We start from the raw sequence: 17,818 nt of genomic DNA, 5'->3' as shown, positions 1-17,818 counted from the left end.
ATTGTGCAATGTCAAAAGAATTTTTATTAGAACTCAAGATAAATACCTTGAGCTAAACGTTTTCCGTTTATTTTTAGTTCTAAGCGCAATAATACTTTAAGAACATTATCAGAAGAACCATAATCATTAAAGTCATCCAAAAAAATATTTCGCCAAAAGGAGATTTTTAAATATTTGTTTCTATTTGATTTTTAGATGTTTATGTCATATTTATACTGTAATATTTGTAACAAATTTTTACTAAATTTGTGACATTATATATAATTATAGTAATTCTATATCTTGTAACTTTCGCCCAAATTCATCATTCATCTACTGTTAGTTTGAAAATATCATCTTGTAAACCTAGGAGTGTACTTTAATTGTTTTTTGAATGACTACATTATTTAATTGTAGCATAGTAGAATGTATTAGATTTAAGAATTCATCATTCACGTTTTTTTGACCTATTTCTTTAAAAATGCACTGTATTTAAAGTTTATAAGTTTACAAATATAGCTTGGGTTAGCTTTTTCAAATCCATCTAACCTCCCCATTATTTAGTTCTGTTTTTCAAATTAAGATTTATTAAGTGCAATATATTGCACTATTTATATGCTTTTAGACTAAAAACGAGCAACACTCTTTAGAAAGTGCAATTCATTGCACTTTTCTTGTTTAATATAAGATTTATATCTAAATTTACAATAAAAGTGCAATATATGACACTATTAATAATCGAACAGATAAAAGAACGTCGTAAAGTTTTAGCGATATCACAAGAAACATTAGCGGAGATTTCAGGTGTAGGTTTACGAACGTTAAAACAATTTGAAAGTGGTAAAGGTAATCCAACTTTAGAAACGCTTCAAAAGTTGTGTGATGCCTTAGGATTAGAAATTAAATTAGAGGTTAAAACAATTGAATCATGAGAATTGCTCAAATTTTATATAAAGGAGAAAGGGCAGGAGTTCTAACGCAATTGGATAATGGTCGCTTTCATTTTATCTATAATGAAGATTGGTTAAATGATGATTCTAAGCCTTCTATAAGTTTAACGTTGCCTAAAAATCAAAAAGAGTTTGATTCTGAAACTTTGTTTCCTTTTTTCTATCATTTATTACCAGAAGGGGTAAATAAACGTATGATTTGTAAAACATATAAGATTGATGAAGATGATGCTTTTGGAATATTATTGAAAGCATCTAAAATAGATACAATTGGTGCAGTAACAATAGAAAGAGTGTAAAATGAAATTAGAATTAATTAATTGTCCCGGTTCTTTAAAAGAAAATTTTAATGCGTACAGTCCTGTTGTTCTAAAGAAAATGTTTAATGGTAAAAAGGTAAGTCCATTTTTAAATTATACTTCGCCAACTGATCGTAAGGATAAAAGTAGTTTTAACCAAAATCAAACACATATTTCTATTTCGGGATTTCAAGAGAAATATTCTTTAATTCTTGATGGAAATGAATTACGATTAACGAATGAAAAGGAAAGCGGTCAATATATAATGAAACCGATTTCTGATTTACCTAAAAACAGTGAATTTGCACCAGCTAACGAACATTTGACGATGCAAATTGCCAAACAAATTTTTAAAATTGAAACGGCTGATAATGCATTGGTATTTTTTAAAGATGGAAGTCCAGCATATCTTACTAAACGATTTGATTACAATGAAATTGGAGATAAATTAGCAGTAGAGGATTTCGCTTCTTTATTAGGGAAATCACCTGCGACAGATGGAGAACAATATAAATACGAAGGTAATTACTTAGAATTGTTTGATGCATTAAAAAAATATGTTCCAGCTTGGAAAGTAGAAACTCCAAAGTTATTTACTTTAATCCTTTTCAATTATCTGTTTTCAAATGGAGATGCTCATTTAAAGAATTTTTCTTTAATAGAAACTCAGCAAGGAGATTTTAAATTAAGTCCAGCATATGATTTACTAAATACTAAAATTCATATCGAGGATGCTGATTTTGCTTTAAAAGATGGATTATTACCAAAATCCAATTCAAAAGGAAAAGTTATTGATCAATTCATTGTATTGGGAGAAAAAGCAGAAATGACAGAAAAATCGATCATAAAAGTCATTCAAAATCTAACTTCGAAAGAAGATCAAGTGGTAGATTTAATTGGTAAATCTTACTTATCAGAAAAGCTAAAACGAAATTATTTGCAAAGTTATCAGCTTCGATTGAAGAAACTGAAAATAATTGTAAAGTAAAAAAATGAACAAGGAGATTTCTTTACAAACTTTTTATAATTTATCCTATTAAGGAAAATAGAATAGGTTATTCCTTCTTTTCAACGTAATTTTAGAAGCGAAATAATAGAAATAAAAATGAAAAAAATAGATATTACAACTTTAGATCACTTAGATCAAATTGATCAAGCATCTTTTAATCAACCAAAAATTATTTATAAACACAGTACAACTTGTGGGTTATGTGATATAATTTGGGATATTGTAAAAGAAAGCGATTTTGAACTGAATTATTTAGATTTATTAACGTATAGAACACTCTCTAATGAGATTGAACGACGATACAATGTTCAGCATGAATCACCGCAAATCCTAATTATAAAAGATGGAAAATGTGTGTACAATGCATCACATCGTAAAATAAAAAATGAAGAAATTCAGAAACAATTAGATTTATTCGATTAAAGAATCTTCGGTTTGATTTCCTAACAGGAAAACTAAATTACGTTCGTGTTCATCAATAAAATCTTCACCTGTATAAAAAGTTTCATCTACGACAACATATATCTTTAACCCCTTATTTAACTTTGAGTCTTTAAACACTAAATGACTTACAAAATATGTACTCAAATTATCATCGAAATTTTTGGTACGACTATCAAATCTAAATTGGGCATGATTTCGTGGTCCCGAATATTTAGTTTCAACTTCTACTTGATTTTCTTCTTTCAGAACATTGATATAATTTCTTAAAAACGAAAAAGCTTCTTCGCGAGCAACAATCGGATCATCATTATAAAATGAATTAATTGTTACTTCTTTTGTTTCTTGATCGAATAGTGTTTCGACTTCATAATGAACTTTTAATTTCATAATCTTCTATTTTAAAATTATGAAGCAAACCTATGACTACACAACTATCAGATTACGATAGTCTAAAAAATAATTATAAAAATATCTAAAAGACATGTTTTGGCGGGATGGTTTATGACCTTTGTAATATAAATTAAAAACAAGAAAATATGCCTATAATTACAATTGAATTGTCTGATGAACAATTAAAAAAAGTGAAAGAAACCCTGAGTTATAATGGTAATTTAGATTTGAAAGAAGAAACTTTTAATGGAAGTTCAATTGAGTTGGATTTACTTCCATTTATACACATGATGACAGTAAAAGGGTATAAAGAAGAATATATTGGTGCTGTGTTCGTGGAGATTCCGAAGGAGTAGATTTTTAAAAAAAATCAATAAATCTTATGAGGTTTCTATTTTTATGAGATTTGTTAGATGTTTATTGGTACTTTATTAGTAATTTACAGCAATTTTTTTTAAAAATGACACAACAAAATATCAAACAACTCGAAATAGAATTATGGGAAGCGGCAGACGAATTGCGTGCAAATTCGAAACTGACTGCAGCTGAATACAAAGACCCTTTATTGGGTTTGATTTTATTACGATTTGCTGAAAATAAATTCATAGAAGCCAAAGCACAATTAGCAGAAACACTTCCGATCAATCCACGTACCAAACAACGCCGCGAAGCAACCAAAGATGATTACGCAGCAATGGGTGCGATGTATTTGCCCGAAAAAGCACAATACAGTTATTTAGCGTCTTTACCAGAAGCTGAAGATTTGGCGGAGGCGGTAAATACAGCCATGAAATTGATTGAAGCGGAATATGAAGATTTAGCAGGTATTCTTCCGAAAAACTTCCACGATTTAACACCTGAAGATGATACGGATAGCAACTTGTTGGCGAATCTGATTCGTATTTTCAATAGCGATTCGGTACGCAATGCTACAGGGGACGTTTTTGGTCGTGTGTACGAATACTTCTTGATGAAACTCTCGATGATGGGAGCAGGTGCACAAGAGGGAGGCGAGTTCTTTACGCCACCGTCTTTGGTACAGTTGATTGTCAATTTCATTCAACCCAATCATGGTATTATCCACGATCCCGCTTGTGGGTCGGGCGGTATGTTTGTGCAAACAGCGCATTTTATCAAAGATCATCTCAATAAAAAAGTAAACGAAGCCATTACGGTGTACGGTACCGAATACAAAACAGGAACTACCAAATTGGCGAAGATGAACTTAGCGATTCACGGCATTGAAGGGAAAATTGCCAACAACAATTCCTTTTATTCCGATCCACATGAGTTGTACGAAAAGTGTGATTTCGTGATGGCTAACCCTCCGTTTAACGTGGATAAAGTCGATGCGAAAAACAAGTTTTTGGCAGAAGATAAACGTTTGCCTTTTGGTGCGCCTTTAACAGGAAAAGGAACCATTGGGAATGGAAATTACTTGTGGATTCAGTACTTTATGAGTTACCTGAATGATACAGGACGTGCCGGATTTGTGATGGCGTCTTCGGCGACCGATGCCGGAAATGCCGAAAAACGTATTCGTGAAGAATTAGTAAAAACGGGTAATGTAGATTGTATTGTTTCTATCGGAAACAATTTCTTCTATACGCGTTCGTTACCTTGTCATGTTTGGTTTTTTGATAAAGGTAAACGCGCAGAAAACAAGAATAAAATCTTAATGATTGATGCGCGTAATGTGTACCGTAAGGTAGCCACGACGATCAACGATTTCTCGGAGGATCAATTAGAAGGTTTAACAGCGATGATGGCACTTTACAGAGGCGAAACGCCCGAAGTAGCTGCGGATAATACTTGGTTCAACGAGCATTTCCCTGATGGAACTTATCGCGATATCGAAGGTTTGTGCAAGATTGTGACTTTAGACGAAGTAGCCGAACAAGATTATAGCTTGACGCCAGGACGTTATGTAGGCGTGAATATTGACATTGATATGGATTTTGATTACAAAAGCCGTATGCAAGAACTCCACAGTGAATTAGCAAGCTTGAACAAAGAAGCCAACCAATTGATGAACCAAATTCAAGCGGTGAAATTATGAGAGAGGTTAAGCTAGGTAGTTTGGATATTAAATTTATAGATGGTGATCGAGGTAAAAATTATCCAAAACAAGAAGATTTATTAGAAAAAGGTTACTGCTTGTTTTTATCAGCTAAAAATATTACATCAGATGGATTTCAATTAAATGATTTAGTTTTTATAACTGAAGAAAAGGATAATCTATTAAGAAAGGGTAAATTAGAAGATAATGATATAATAATTACAACCAGAGGTACTATTGGCAATGTTTGTATATATAATAACAAAATTCCTTTTAAAAATGTACGTATAAATTCTGGAATGTTAATTATTAGAAATGAATCTTTAGATATCAATACAGATTATCTCTATCAATTTTTAAAGTCAGATATTTTTAGAGAAAGAACTAGAACATTTGCTTTTGGTGCTGCGGTACCTCAATTACCAATTAGCACATTAGTCAATATTAAAATTAATCTTCCCCCACTCGAAACCCAAAAGAGAATCGCTTCGATCTTATCGGGTTATGATGATTTGATTGAGAACAACCTCAAGCGCATCAAAATTTTGGAAGAAATGGCACAGCAAACCTACGAAGAGTGGTTTGTGCGTATGCGTTTTCCTGGACACGATGCTTCGAGTGCCTCAGCATCCGTGAATGAGGAAACTTCGGAGACTGAGCGTAGTCGAAGTCTGCCAGAGGGCGATGCCCTGAGCCTGCCGAAGGATTGGGAGAAGGTGAAGTTAAAAGACTGTTGTGATTTAGTGATGGGTCAAAGTCCAAAATCTGAATTTTATAATGATGAAAAATTAGGATTACCATTTCATCAAGGTGTAAAAGATTATGGATTTAGATTTCCAATTAACACATCTTGGAGTACGGCAGGTAATAAAAAAGCTAAACCAAATTCAATTTTATTTAGTGTTAGAGCTCCTGTTGGAAGATTAAATGTAGCTGCTGAAGAAATTATTTTAGGTCGTGGATTAGCTGCAATCAACCATAAAAAGGAATTGAATAGCTTCATTTTTTACCAATTACGTAAAATATTTTTTGAAGATAATTTAATTGGTGGCGGAGCCATATTCGCATCTGTAACTAAAACAGATGTTGAAAGAATAGAATTAATTTATAATGAAGAATTAGCAATTAAGTTTAATGATTTTGCTTCAAAAATAGACCAACAAATATTAAATCTAACCAATCAAAACCAACGTTTACGTGAGGCGCGGGATATTTTGTTACCAAGGTTGATGATGGGGATGATTGAGGTGTGACTTCGAGAGCCTCAGTCACCGAAAGAACTTCAGTCACCATTTGGACCCTACGGGCCCTGAGGTTCTCGAAGGGCTCGAAGGGTCCTAGAAATGGAATTATAAATTGTGGCTTCGAGGGCCTCAGCCACCGGGAGTGGAGAGGTCATTGAGGTTCTCGAAATGACCTTGAAGGGCCGATTTAAATTACAAACTATGAAAGGATATATGTACATATTACTTTGTTCGGATGATAGTTATTACACAGGAAGTACCGTTGATTTGGAATTGCGGTTAGCACAGCATCAAGCTGGTGAAGGAGCTAATCATACCAAGAAACGATTGCCCGTGAAATTGGTCTATTATGAAGAATACAGTCGCATTGATGAAGCCTTTTATAGAGAAAAACAAGTGCAAGGTTGGAGCAGGAAGAAGAAAGAGGCGTTGATAAATGGCTCTCCTGAGTTATTGCCTAAGTTGGCAATTGCATACAGAGATAAGAAAGACGGTGGCTTCGAGAGCCTCAGCCACCTTTTCGGACCCTGAGGTTCTCGAAGGGCCGAAATTGCCGAAGCCACTAGAATTTAAACTAATTTAAAACCAGAAAACGACTATTAATTATGAAAATACTAAAAAAATATGAGTGCTAATCTTTGTATTAAACCTATTTACAAGCTTTTAGATGAGAATTTCTACATACCAAGATATCAACGTGGGTATCGTTGGGGAAAGCAAGAAATCACTGAGTTATTAAATGACCTTAGAGAGTATTGTGAATTAATCTCTGATAGAGAGAACAAGGTAAGTAAATTTTATTGCTTGCAACCTGTTGTTGTCAAAGAAAAGGAATGGTTAAAAGATAATGAAACAATTAAATGTTGGGAAGTTATTGATGGACAACAAAGATTAACAACGTTATTTCTGATTTTAAATTATCTAGAACCGCTACGTAAAAGTGTTACGTTTAAGCACATAGTTAATAAAGAGAAAGTATATAGTTTGTTTTTTGAAACCAGAGAAGATTCTGAAGATTTTTTTGAACGAAAGTTGTTCAAAAATGGTATCAATGAAGATAATGTAGATTATTTTCATATTTCAAATGCTTATGCTATCATAAGTAATTGGTTTGATGAAAATGGTTCAAATTATGAAATATTAAATACTTTATTAAAAGAAGAATATAATGTATCGGTAATTTGGTACGAAGCTATTGATGAACTAGCAATTAATAATTCAGAAAAGTCTTCCATTGAATTATTTACGAGATTGAATGAAGGCAAGATAGCCTTAACTGATGCAGAACTTATCAAAGCTCTTTTATTACAGTCTGACTTATACAAAGGAGCAGATATCAAATATGTTAAACAACGACTGTTTGAAATTGCAAATGAATGGGATATTATAGAAGCTCATTTACAAGACGATAAACTGTGGCTGTTTATAAATGATGCCGGACCTATTCCTTCATCACGTATTGATTATATATTTAGTTTGTTAGCCGATGAGTGGAATGAATATGGAAATGAAAAATTGGTATCCTATGTCTTAGAAAATGGAGAGCGTGTTAAACCAAAGCATTTTGAATTTATTGTATTTGATAAATTTCTTTCTACGTTACGTCTAAATCATCCAAATGAAGATGCACTTTTTGCTGTAAATACGATTTGGCAAAAGGTTAAAAATATATTCACCACTATTCACAATTGGTATAATGATCATACGCTATATCATTACGTTGGTTATTTATTTGCAACTGAGCGTAATAAGCAAAAGTTAGTTTTAGAACTGATGCAGAGCACGGATGATAAGGATGTTTTCTTACAGAATTTGAAGAAGAAAATTGGTAATAAGATTAGAATTTCGAAGAAAGATAAAGAAACAGACGTTGTTAAAACATTAAACCAATTAGCTTATGGCTCAGACAATAATGAGATAATCAATATATTGTTACTATTTAATATTGAGGCTATTATTCACTATAAAAAAGAAAACGCTCGTTTCCCATTTCACCTTTATAAGAAAGAAAAGATAACAAGTATTGAGCATATACATCCTCAGAATCCAGAGGAAATTAATACGGATGATTCAAGAGCGATAGAGTGGATGGATAGTCATATACAATCATTAAATATGTTGAAAAATAGTATGTCTATTGATCCGACTGAACTGCCTAAAATTGATTCATTTTTGAATGATTTGGAAAATCTAGGTAAAGCGTATGATAAAGATAAATTCACTCATCTCTATAGTCAAATTGTAGATTTCTATAATACCATTACAGATTTTAAAGAAAGTGAGGTTCACACTCTCTATAATTTAGCCTTAGTTGATAAGGATACCAATAGTAAGTTAAACAATTCTTTTTTTGATATAAAACGAGATTTGCTTAAATCAAATGTTTTACAAAGATATATTCCTATCTGTACAGAAAGAGCTTTTGGAAAGTATTATACAGCTATTCCTAAAAATTTATTGTTTTGGTCTGATGAAGATCGGAAAGATTATTTTTTAGCTATAGAAAGAGTTTATAAATCATTTGTTCATTAATCTAGCGTAAAATGGAAGTTAATAATACATATACTTTTTGGGGGTTAATAACTAAGAATAAAATAAACATACCAATTATTCAGAGGGATTACGCTCAGGGTAGAATTAATGAAGAAGAAAAACGTAATCGTTTTCTTACGAATATAAAAGAACATATAGAAAATAATAGAAAATTACACCTTGATTTTGTTTACGGGAAAGTGGAAAATGATTTCTTTTATCCAATAGATGGTCAACAAAGATTGACAACTCTTTTTTTGATACATTGGTACTTTTCTCTAAAAGAACAAAAAAAATGTCCTAAGGAATTATTGCGTTTTGAATACGATACACGAATAAGTTCAAGAGAATTTTGTAAAGCAATTGTAACAAATGAAATTGTCCTTCCATTAACGGTCGGAGACAATAGTTTTATCGATTCCTTGAAAAATAAAAATTGGTTTGTGAGTAATTGGGAAACAGATCCTACGATTTCAGCCATGTTAGTCATGATTCAGGCGATACATGATTTTTTCCATGATGTTAAAGTATCTAATGTATTTGATCTTCTAACAAATGATGAATTAATTACATTTGAGTGCCTCAATCTTGGAGCTAAGGGTTTTGATTTAACTGATGAATTGTATATCAAAATGAATGCGAGAGGTAAACAACTTACTACTTTCGAAAATTTTAAAGCCAATTTTATTCAACTGATAGAAAAATACTATAAAGATAAAAAACTATCTCATCCTGTAAAAGGTCAAATTAGTTATGCTGGTTACTTTTCTTATCGCATTGAAAAAGAATGGACTGATTTATTTTGGCATTATAGAGGAAATAAAACGATTATTGACGATGAATTCTTTAACTATTTTGAATTTATTACTCAAATGTGCTTTTTCATTGACCATACGAATGTAAATGCAGATAGTTTTACAAATCATTTTAGTCAATATGAACAGGTTTATTCAAAAGAAGAGCATTTGTTGTTTTTATTTAAATCTTTAGATGAACTATATGAAATTCATACCCAGACCTCATTAGATAACTTCTTTAGCTCGGTAATAAACCAATTTGCAGATTATAATAATGTCACTCTATTCTGGAATAATTGTGAATACAATAATTTGTTTAAACAGATTATCAGTAGTCCATCTGTTAGAGGTGAAGATGCAAGAACTAAAATTATATTGTTTAATCTTTTACAATATCTTGTTTTTAATAAAGATATATTAGTTGGTGATGGTTTAAGAGACTATTTAAGAATTTCTAGAAACTTGCTTCAAGCAAGAAGGCAAAAAAATAATACAAAATACAATACTAACGTCCGTATTAATGATTTTGGTAATTATTGGAAATTGTTCTCACAATTATTAGTTGATAAACCATATGATCAATTATTATCAAATAAAATTAATAACAAAGGAACTGATATCAGTGACCAAAGTTTAACGAATGAGAATGAAAAAGCTCAATTGCGTCAAAAGGGCATTTGTCTAAATAAATTAGAAGAATTCAAATATTTTGGTGGTCAAATACAACAATTATTTCCTTTCATTAATACCAATAATGTAGATGAAATAACTGAAACAATTTATGCAATATGGTCAGATGATGTATATGATTCTCTAAAAATTAGAGCACTAATTACTAGTGGTTTCGGAGGAGTATATGTAAAACATACTAAGATGGGAGAATCTTGGTACTTTGGCAAAAAAGAAAACTGGGATTATATATTAACTAATGATGATCCAGCTATAAGTGGAATATTGCAAGAATTGATATTGAAATACTCACAAAAAATAGGGGATACAGAAAGTCGTTTGAGAGAAATTATTCAAGATTGGTTATCGGTTAATTCTCAAGACCGTTCTTGGAAATATTATTTTATTAAATACTTTCAATTTTTATCTAATTTAAATTATTTTGTTTGGGATAACGATTTTAATTTAAGGTTATTAGGAACAGAGGGTAGTAACCCTTTGGTAGCTTATCATATCAATCCTTATGTACTGACAATTTGTAAACTCATAAATGATAAATCTATTTGTGATGAACACGATTGTTACTTGCAATATTCTGGTACTTCACCATTAAAATTAAAGAATGGCTTAGAAATGTTTTGTGAATTTGAAGGTTGGAGAATTATGAAAGGAAGTGTTGGTTTAAATGAAGATGTATTGTCTAAATTCAATATTGAAGAATATGCGGTTCATTATCTTTTAAAGGATACAAATGATAAGGATAGAATTGAAATAGCTATAGATTTTATTAATGATGTAATTAATACCAACTAACATGTCCTACGAATACTCAGAAGATCAATTGATAGAACAAGCTACAGAAGATGTACTGAAAGAGCTGGGTTGGCAAGTGGTAACGGCTTGGCAAAATGAATCGTTTGGTGAGGAAGGTTTGTTGGGGCGAGATAATAAGACAGAAGTAATTTTAGAGCGTCATTTATTGGCTGCTTTAAAGCGATATAATCCTGATTTACCTGATCTGGCATACAAACGTGCTATCGAGAAGATCGTTCAAAAGATAGCTGGGCAAACTATTGCACAACAAAATAAGGCGAAATATCAGTTGTTGAAAAATGGCGTTGAAGTTTCGTTTACAAACGCTGAAGGCAAAGCACAGAAGAAAACCTTACGTGTTTTTGATTTCAACGACTATGAAAATAATGATTTCCTAGCCGTTCGTCAGTTGGAAGTTACTGGAGAATTGCACAATCGCAGACCTGATGTGGTAGGTTTTGTCAATGGAATTCCCTTGGTTTTTATAGAACTCAAATCCCATGCAGTGGATTTACGTTCCGCTTATGATGATAATTTCAAAGATTACAAAGATACCATACCACATTTGTTTCACCACAATGCGTTTGTGATCCTTTCTAATGGAACTGATGCCAAAGTAGGAACGGTAACCAGTCCATACAAATATTTTTTGGATTGGAAACGTATTACCGAAGAGGCAGAAGGTGTGGTGAGTTTAGATACTATGCTAAGAGGCGTTTGTTCTAAACAGAACTTAATGGATATTTTCGAGAACTTCTTACTATTTGATGAAAGCAGTGGCAACGTCGTCAAACTAATGGCGAAGAATCACCAGTTTATTGGTGTGAATCGTGTATTGGATAATGTCGAAAATATCGAAGATTTAGAAGGTAAATTAGGGGTGTATTGGCATACTCAAGGTTCGGGAAAAACGTATTCTATGGTTTTCTTATGTGAAAAAATTCATCGCAAGTTTGGTGGTGCTTACACGTTCTTAATTGTGGTTGACCGTACCGAGCTTGAAAACCAAGCTTATGATACATTCTCTGGAGTAGGCATTGTCAATAATAAGAATATAATAGCAGGAAAGAAGAGTGGTATTTCAGGACGTGAACATTTGCGTGAATTATTAAGTGAAAATCACCGTTATGTTTTCTCTTTGATTCACAAATTCTCGATTGATCCTGAAAAGGAAACCGAGTATCCATTGATCACCGATCGTAAAAATATTATTGTAATTTCGGATGAAGCCCACCGTACACAAGGTGGTAAATATGCGCGAAATATGCGTTTTTATGGTTTGCCGAATGCTTCTTATTTAGGTTTTACAGGAACGCCAATCATCAAAGATGAAGAAGAAGTAACCAAAAACATTTTTGGGGAATATGTTTCGGTTTATGATTTTAAACGTGCGATTGAAGATGAAGCTACATTACCTTTAAAATACTTGAATCGAGGTGAACGTTTAAATATCGAAAATCCAGCACTAGATGAGCAAATGGCTGAAATTCTAGAGAATGAAGATTTGGATGAAGATCAACAAAAGAAATTAGCTTACCTATTCAAAAAAGAATATCCTATTCTTACCTCAGAATCACGTCTTCGTGCCATTGCCAAAGATTTAGTGTGGCATTTTAATGAACGTGGTTATCAAGGTAAAGCTATGTTTGTAGCTTTAGACAAACCTACTGCTGTGCGTATGTATGATTACGTAATGGAATATTGGCCTGATTATCTATTGGAGTTGAAATCTCGAATAAATAAAGCAGAAGATATTCAAGAAGAACAAGAGCTTCAACGTAAATACAAACAAGTAAGTGAAACTGAAGTTTGTGTGGTCGTAAGCTCGGAGCAAAATGAGGTAGATAAATTCAAGAAAATGAATTTGGATATCGAAAGTCATCGTCGCAAAATGGTAGAACGAAATTTAGAAAAGGAATTTAAAGATGAAGAGAATCCTTTCCGTTTAGCTATTGTTTGCGCCATGTGGATTACGGGATTTGATGCACCTTGTGTCTCTACGGTTTATTTGGACAAACCCATAAAAGGTCATACATTAATGCAAACCATTGCTCGTGCCAATCGTGTGTACGATGATGAAAAAGAAAATGGTTTGATCGTCGATTACGGTAATGTTTACCAGCAATTAGAAAAAGCTTATGCTATCTATGGAGAAGGTGATAAGGGGAATAAATCTGGTGATAAAGAAGAAAAACCTTTTGAGCAATTAGAAGCTATGGGTAATGAGATCAAACAAGCAATTGATGAAGTGGTCAGTATGCTTTTAGAACTCGATTTTGATATTCAAACATTAATAGAAGCAAATTCGATGTCAAAAATAGCAGCCATTAATAATGGGGCAAATGCAATTTGTCGTAATGACGGGACAAGAGCTAAGTTTGAAATTTCAGCTCGTAATGTGTTTAGAAAATACAAAGCTTTATTCCCTGAAAAACAGGCAAAGCAATTTGTGAAAGAATACAATGCGATTGATGCTTTATATATTAGGTTGAATCAAAAAGTAAAATCAGCCGATGTCACAGAGGTCATTATGCGATTGCAAAAAGTAGTGAATGAAAGTGTATCAATAGATGCAGTGTCTGAACCTACTGATGTATATATTGATTTGTCGAAATTCAATATTGAAGCGTTAAAAAAAGCTTTTGAAAAACTACCACGTAAAAATGAGTTGGTTTATGATCTTAATAAGGCGGTCGAACAAAAATTAGAACAAATGCTTCGTGAGAATCCATTGCGTTTAGAGTTTTACGAACGTTACAAAGAAATTGTAGAAGAGTATAATAATGGTAAATCCGATATTGAATTACAGCGTAGCTTTGAAAGTCTAACACAATTTATCCAGCAGCTTTCCGGAGAAGAAAAGCGTGCTTTTCAAGAGAATCTAGACCAACCTACATTATCTATTTTCGATCTTTTAGTAAAAGGAAAAAAGCTAACAGATGGGGAGAAGGAAATGGTTAAAAAAGTAGCAATAGAAACATTAGAAACACTTCAACGTGAAAAGCTAAATATTCCGAATTGGAAAGAAAGTCGCGAAATACGGTCAGGTGTAAAAACAACAATTTATGATCAACTTTTATGGCTACCTGAAGAAAAATATACAGATGAAGAAGTCAGTTTGCGAAGCTTAGAGGTGTATCAGCATGTGTATTCATACTCTAATTTTTAAAACTTAAATTTATGTGCCAAGTTTATGCTGATGTCACGTTTTGTACCTGTTCTGATTTTGATTCAGATACTATTGAAAAACTGAATCATCATTGGATTTTATCGTTAAAATGAATTTTTAGAAGCTGATTTATTAGTTTAAAAATTATACTTTTCTTCTCCAGGAATAATTTTGATTTTATTTCCGATTGAAGTTTTCCAATAATGAGTTGATGAATAAAAATCTGAAAAAGCATATGGTAACTCATCTTTTTTTACTTTTTCAAGTACATTTTTAAACCATTCAACATATTGATTATTTTCGCTTTTAGCATTTTTTAGAAATTCTTTTTCTTCTGATATAAATAATCTCGTTAATTCATCAAGATCTATTTCTTTAAGATTAACATCATAAAATTCTTGAATCCAATTTGTTATATAAAGATTATTTCTTTTTCCATTAACATCTACTAGAAATATACATCTCCAATACATTCCTGACGATGACAATGACGGAATAACTCTCAAATTATTGTAACCTTTTTCATGTAAATTTCTTGCCAGATAAAGTATTTTATGCATATTTATAATATAAAAATTTCTTTCCATTATTTTGAGGTTTTATTAAAGTTAGATAAAATGTAATAAATTATAAATAAAACATTAGAAATGATTTATTTCCTCTTATGCCTCACTAAATCAGTAACAACTCCCAAAATAATGACCACATCTTCATCTTGTAATTGAATGCAATTTTTGTATTTTGGATTTAGAGAGATCAACTGTTTATTGATGGCATCATATCGCTTGAAGGTATATTCGGAATTGTTGACTGATACCACAATATCATCATGATGTCTTGGTTCGATATCAGATCGTATGATAAGTAAATCACCTTTTAGGTATTCAGGATACATACTTTCGCCACCCACACGATTAAGATAAGTTGCTTCGGGATGATTCAGTAAAATTTCATCTAAACTTATATTATTTTGTACAAAATCAGCAGCAGGAGAGGGGAAACCAGCCGAAACATCACCAAAAAATTGAACAAATCGTTTTTCACCATCTGTTTTGATAGGGATATTGATTAACTCTTCTGAGAATTTCGGAACTTGAATAAACTGTACCATTTAATACACATTTAAAATATCAGTAAATCTTGTTGTGTAACAAGGTGACAGTCGTTCTTGCTTCATTTTCCATTTTCTACGCACATCCTGAGAAGCTAATTTAAGCATATGATCGCCATAATTTGCATTTAATTTATCCATCACACTCATCAACGCTTTATGTTTTGGAGAATCTTCGTGAAATAAATTCATTTGAGCTTGATTATCGGGCGTAATAGCCGAAACGATAACGCCAGCTTTTTTATAATCAGGAACTTTTCCTTCGGTAGGTACCAATTTATCCAATAAAAATAAAGCAGATTTGGACAAAACAATGCTCGAATTCGAATCAAAATCTAAGGTTGTACTTAATGAGTTTGAAACAAATGATTGCTTTTCATCAAAACGATTGGTCATCACAAAAACAGTAATAATGTTGCATTTAGATTGTTCTTTTCTAAGCTTTTCGGCACAAGAAACAGCAAAAGTAGAAACACGCTCTTTCAGATTTTCATAATCATTGATTGTTTTTTCAAAACTACGAGTAGTCGCAATTGATTTTTTGCGTTGAACTTCATCTAATTTTAGTACACTTTCTCCAATTAATTCTTTTTTCAAACGCAGTTCAACAATAGAAAAATTACGTTTAAGATATTCATCACTCAATAACGTAAAATCATACGCATTTTTACATCCAATAAAAGCTAAACGTTTAGCTAAACGTCGCCCAATTCCCCAAATATCCTCACATTTTAACCATTTTAAGGCTTTGTCCATTTTCTCTTTCGAATCAATCATATAAACTCCATTATGATGTTTCGGAAATTTCTTTGCTATTCGATTCGCCACTTTAGCTAAAGCCTTAGTTGGAGCGATACCAATACAAACAGGGATTTTGGTAATGGTATATATTTTTTGTTTAATTTCTTGGGCGTACTTTACCAAATCATAGTTATCAAAGCCTTTGAAAAGAAGAAAAGATTCATCAATTGAATAAATTTCTATATCAGGACAATATGATTTTAAAATCGTCATCACACGATTACTCATATCCGCATATAAGGCATAGTTGGATGAGAATACATTAATTTTATTTAATCTGAAATTATTCTCGTATTCAAAAGCAGGGGCACCCATTGGAATCCCTAAATCTTTGGCTTCATTAGAACGTGCAATTACACAACCATCATTGTTAGAAAGCACCACAACTGGCTTTCCGTTCAACGTCGGATTGAATACTCGTTCGCACGAAGCATAAAAATTATTGCAGTCAACTAAAGCGTACATCATGTTACAAAGTTGAGCAAATAAAGCGCTACAAGGTGTCGTCGAAAAGTGTTAAATATTTTCTATTACGGAAAACCGTAATAATATATGAGCATTTATCAAGAATTTTAATTTATGAAAATAACAGCTCAATCTTCAATTATTAATTCAATCAATGAAGCGTTAAACGAAACTACAATTGGTATCGCAATAAAAACAAAATATTCTATAAACGTAATTTTAAATAATGATAATTCTTCAGTAGAATTTATATTAAAAGATGGTGAAATTCAGACCGATGCAGATATGTTTTGGCTCGGTTGGTTTTCAAATCAGTATTTTGGAGATATTGATATTTAATTAATTCGAAAAAAAGTAGGTAATGATTAACCAAATAAACTCACTTGACCATCTTCTCGTTGATAGCTGAAATTTGTAAATGGAACAATAGGTTTGCAATCTAACCAATTCATCAAATTCTCACCATCATTTAAAACTACAGGCATACGATGTTTTGTATTGTGGATATAATCCATAATTCCGACAGCTTCAGTCGTAACAATCGAAAACGTATCATCTGAATACAATCCTGCTAAACAGATCAAATTATTGTTGATTCCGATATCATATTTGATTTTGTCTTTGCCTTCGTGTCGCCATTCATAAAAACCATCAACCAATATCACACAACGATTCGTGTAAGCATCACGAAAAGATGGTTTTTCATCAATAGTTTCAATTCGTGCGTTTAGTGTATTATTCGAATTAAAATCATTTCCAGCCCAATGCGGAACTAAACCCCATTCCAACAAATGAATAAAATCTTGTTGATTGGTTATCACAGGTAATTTCGGATGATCAAAACCTTTGAAATGAGGATTTGGCGTAAATGTTACCTCAGGTTTGAATTTCAACTTCGATTTCTTCTCAATCTGTTCTTTTGTTTTGGTCACTTTTACATGAAAACACATAGCATCTACTTTTGAATAAAGGTAATCATTACTACTAAAAAGAACAATCAAAAATTGAATCAATTAAAATGATTGTAGAAGAATTAAAACGAATGTTTTTTATATAGAGTTTAATGTACTACAGTTTCTCGTTAAAA

The 17,818-nt window shown here is 31.9% G+C and carries 18 protein-coding genes; 12 read left to right on the top strand and 6 right to left on the bottom strand.

Annotation, left to right across the window (positions count from 1 at the left end; all coding sequences use genetic code 11):
- Positions 1 to 26: 26 nt before the first annotated feature.
- Positions 27 to 140, bottom strand: coding sequence for a DUF6088 family protein (locus tag HX088_RS13905; protein WP_353619281.1), 114 nt, complete (start codon positions 138 to 140; stop codon positions 27 to 29).
- A gap of 561 nt (positions 141 to 701) precedes the next feature.
- Here HX088_RS13905 and HX088_RS04250 point away from each other — a divergent pair.
- The 4 genes from HX088_RS04250 (at position 702) to ytxJ (ending at position 2,660) form a co-directional block, all read left to right on the top strand.
- Complete coding sequence (locus tag HX088_RS04250; protein WP_286483530.1) at positions 702 to 911, top strand: helix-turn-helix transcriptional regulator; 210 nt, start codon at positions 702 to 704, stop codon at positions 909 to 911.
- A complete protein-coding gene (locus HX088_RS04245) occupies positions 908 to 1,228 on the top strand; it encodes a HipA N-terminal domain-containing protein (protein ID WP_038330354.1) in 321 nt (106 codons plus the stop codon). The genes HX088_RS04250 and HX088_RS04245 overlap by 4 nt, the downstream gene beginning before the upstream one ends.
- A gap of 1 nt (position 1,229) precedes the next feature.
- On the top strand, positions 1,230 to 2,216 hold the full coding sequence (locus tag HX088_RS04240) for a type II toxin-antitoxin system HipA family toxin (protein ID WP_286483529.1): 987 nt from the start codon (positions 1,230 to 1,232) through the stop codon (positions 2,214 to 2,216).
- 117 nt (positions 2,217 to 2,333) lie between these two features.
- Positions 2,334 to 2,660 (top strand): bacillithiol system redox-active protein YtxJ, encoded by a 327-nt coding sequence (ytxJ, locus tag HX088_RS04235; RefSeq protein ID WP_225541532.1) that lies wholly within the window; start codon positions 2,334 to 2,336, stop codon positions 2,658 to 2,660.
- On the opposite strand, the gene HX088_RS04230 is transcribed toward ytxJ, so the two are convergent.
- Entirely contained in the window at positions 2,649 to 3,068 is a 420-nt protein-coding gene (locus HX088_RS04230) for a hypothetical protein (protein WP_225541533.1), read from the bottom strand. The genes ytxJ and HX088_RS04230 overlap by 12 nt on opposite strands.
- Positions 3,069 to 3,217: 149 nt before the next feature.
- On the opposite strand from HX088_RS04230, the gene HX088_RS04225 reads away from it, so the two are divergent.
- The 7 genes from HX088_RS04225 to HX088_RS04195 all read left to right on the top strand — a co-directional run bounded on the left by HX088_RS04225 (position 3,218) and on the right by HX088_RS04195 (position 14,354).
- Positions 3,218 to 3,427, top strand: coding sequence for a hypothetical protein (locus HX088_RS04225; RefSeq protein ID WP_225541534.1), 210 nt, complete (start codon positions 3,218 to 3,220; stop codon positions 3,425 to 3,427).
- 104 nt (positions 3,428 to 3,531) lie between these two features.
- The gene (locus HX088_RS04220) at positions 3,532 to 5,130 is read left to right on the top strand and encodes a type I restriction-modification system subunit M (protein WP_286483528.1); all 1,599 of its coding nucleotides are present in this window, start codon (positions 3,532 to 3,534) and stop codon (positions 5,128 to 5,130) included.
- On the top strand, positions 5,127 to 6,383 hold the full coding sequence (locus tag HX088_RS04215; RefSeq protein ID WP_286483527.1) for a restriction endonuclease subunit S: 1,257 nt from the start codon (positions 5,127 to 5,129) through the stop codon (positions 6,381 to 6,383). The genes HX088_RS04220 and HX088_RS04215 overlap by 4 nt, the downstream gene beginning before the upstream one ends.
- A 192-nt stretch (positions 6,384 to 6,575) precedes the next feature.
- Positions 6,576 to 6,905, top strand: a complete 330-nt coding sequence (locus HX088_RS04210) for a GIY-YIG nuclease family protein (protein ID WP_286483526.1) — start codon at positions 6,576 to 6,578, stop codon at positions 6,903 to 6,905.
- A 93-nt stretch (positions 6,906 to 6,998) separates the two neighbouring features.
- Entirely contained in the window at positions 6,999 to 8,906 is a 1,908-nt protein-coding gene (locus tag HX088_RS04205) for a DUF262 domain-containing protein (protein WP_286483525.1), read from the top strand.
- An 11-nt stretch (positions 8,907 to 8,917) separates the two neighbouring features.
- A complete protein-coding gene (locus tag HX088_RS04200; RefSeq protein WP_286483524.1) occupies positions 8,918 to 11,185 on the top strand; it encodes a DUF262 domain-containing protein in 2,268 nt (755 codons plus the stop codon).
- A gap of 1 nt (position 11,186) precedes the next feature.
- Positions 11,187 to 14,354 carry a type I restriction endonuclease subunit R gene (locus HX088_RS04195; RefSeq protein WP_286483523.1) on the top strand — a complete coding sequence of 1,056 codons (3,168 nt, stop codon included), beginning with the start codon at positions 11,187 to 11,189 and terminating at the stop codon, positions 14,352 to 14,354.
- 137 nt (positions 14,355 to 14,491) lie between these two features.
- Here the strand turns inward: HX088_RS04195 and HX088_RS04190 are convergent, their stop codons facing one another.
- From HX088_RS04190 to HX088_RS04180, 3 genes are all read right to left on the bottom strand, one after another.
- Positions 14,492 to 14,941 (bottom strand): hypothetical protein, encoded by a 450-nt coding sequence (locus tag HX088_RS04190; RefSeq protein WP_286483522.1) that lies wholly within the window; start codon positions 14,939 to 14,941, stop codon positions 14,492 to 14,494.
- A gap of 65 nt (positions 14,942 to 15,006) precedes the next feature.
- Positions 15,007 to 15,465, bottom strand: a complete 459-nt coding sequence (locus HX088_RS04185) for a LexA family protein (RefSeq protein ID WP_221854660.1) — start codon at positions 15,463 to 15,465, stop codon at positions 15,007 to 15,009.
- Complete coding sequence (locus HX088_RS04180; RefSeq protein WP_353619280.1) at positions 15,466 to 16,734, bottom strand: Y-family DNA polymerase; 1,269 nt, start codon at positions 16,732 to 16,734, stop codon at positions 15,466 to 15,468.
- Between the two features lie 111 nt (positions 16,735 to 16,845).
- On the opposite strand from HX088_RS04180, the gene HX088_RS04175 reads away from it, so the two are divergent.
- On the top strand, positions 16,846 to 17,070 hold the full coding sequence (locus HX088_RS04175) for a hypothetical protein (RefSeq protein WP_286483521.1): 225 nt from the start codon (positions 16,846 to 16,848) through the stop codon (positions 17,068 to 17,070).
- Positions 17,071 to 17,096: 26 nt separating this feature from the next.
- Here the strand turns inward: HX088_RS04175 and HX088_RS04170 are convergent, their stop codons facing one another.
- Positions 17,097 to 17,681, bottom strand: coding sequence for an SOS response-associated peptidase (locus tag HX088_RS04170; protein ID WP_286483520.1), 585 nt, complete (start codon positions 17,679 to 17,681; stop codon positions 17,097 to 17,099).
- Positions 17,682 to 17,818 lie beyond the last annotated feature (137 nt).

The organism is Empedobacter sp. 225-1, from assembly GCF_030328185.1.
Lineage (GTDB): Bacteria > Bacteroidota > Bacteroidia > Flavobacteriales > Weeksellaceae > Empedobacter > Empedobacter stercoris.
Note: the sequence above shows the minus strand (reverse complement) of the source record. Positions and strands in the feature narration are given on the sequence as shown.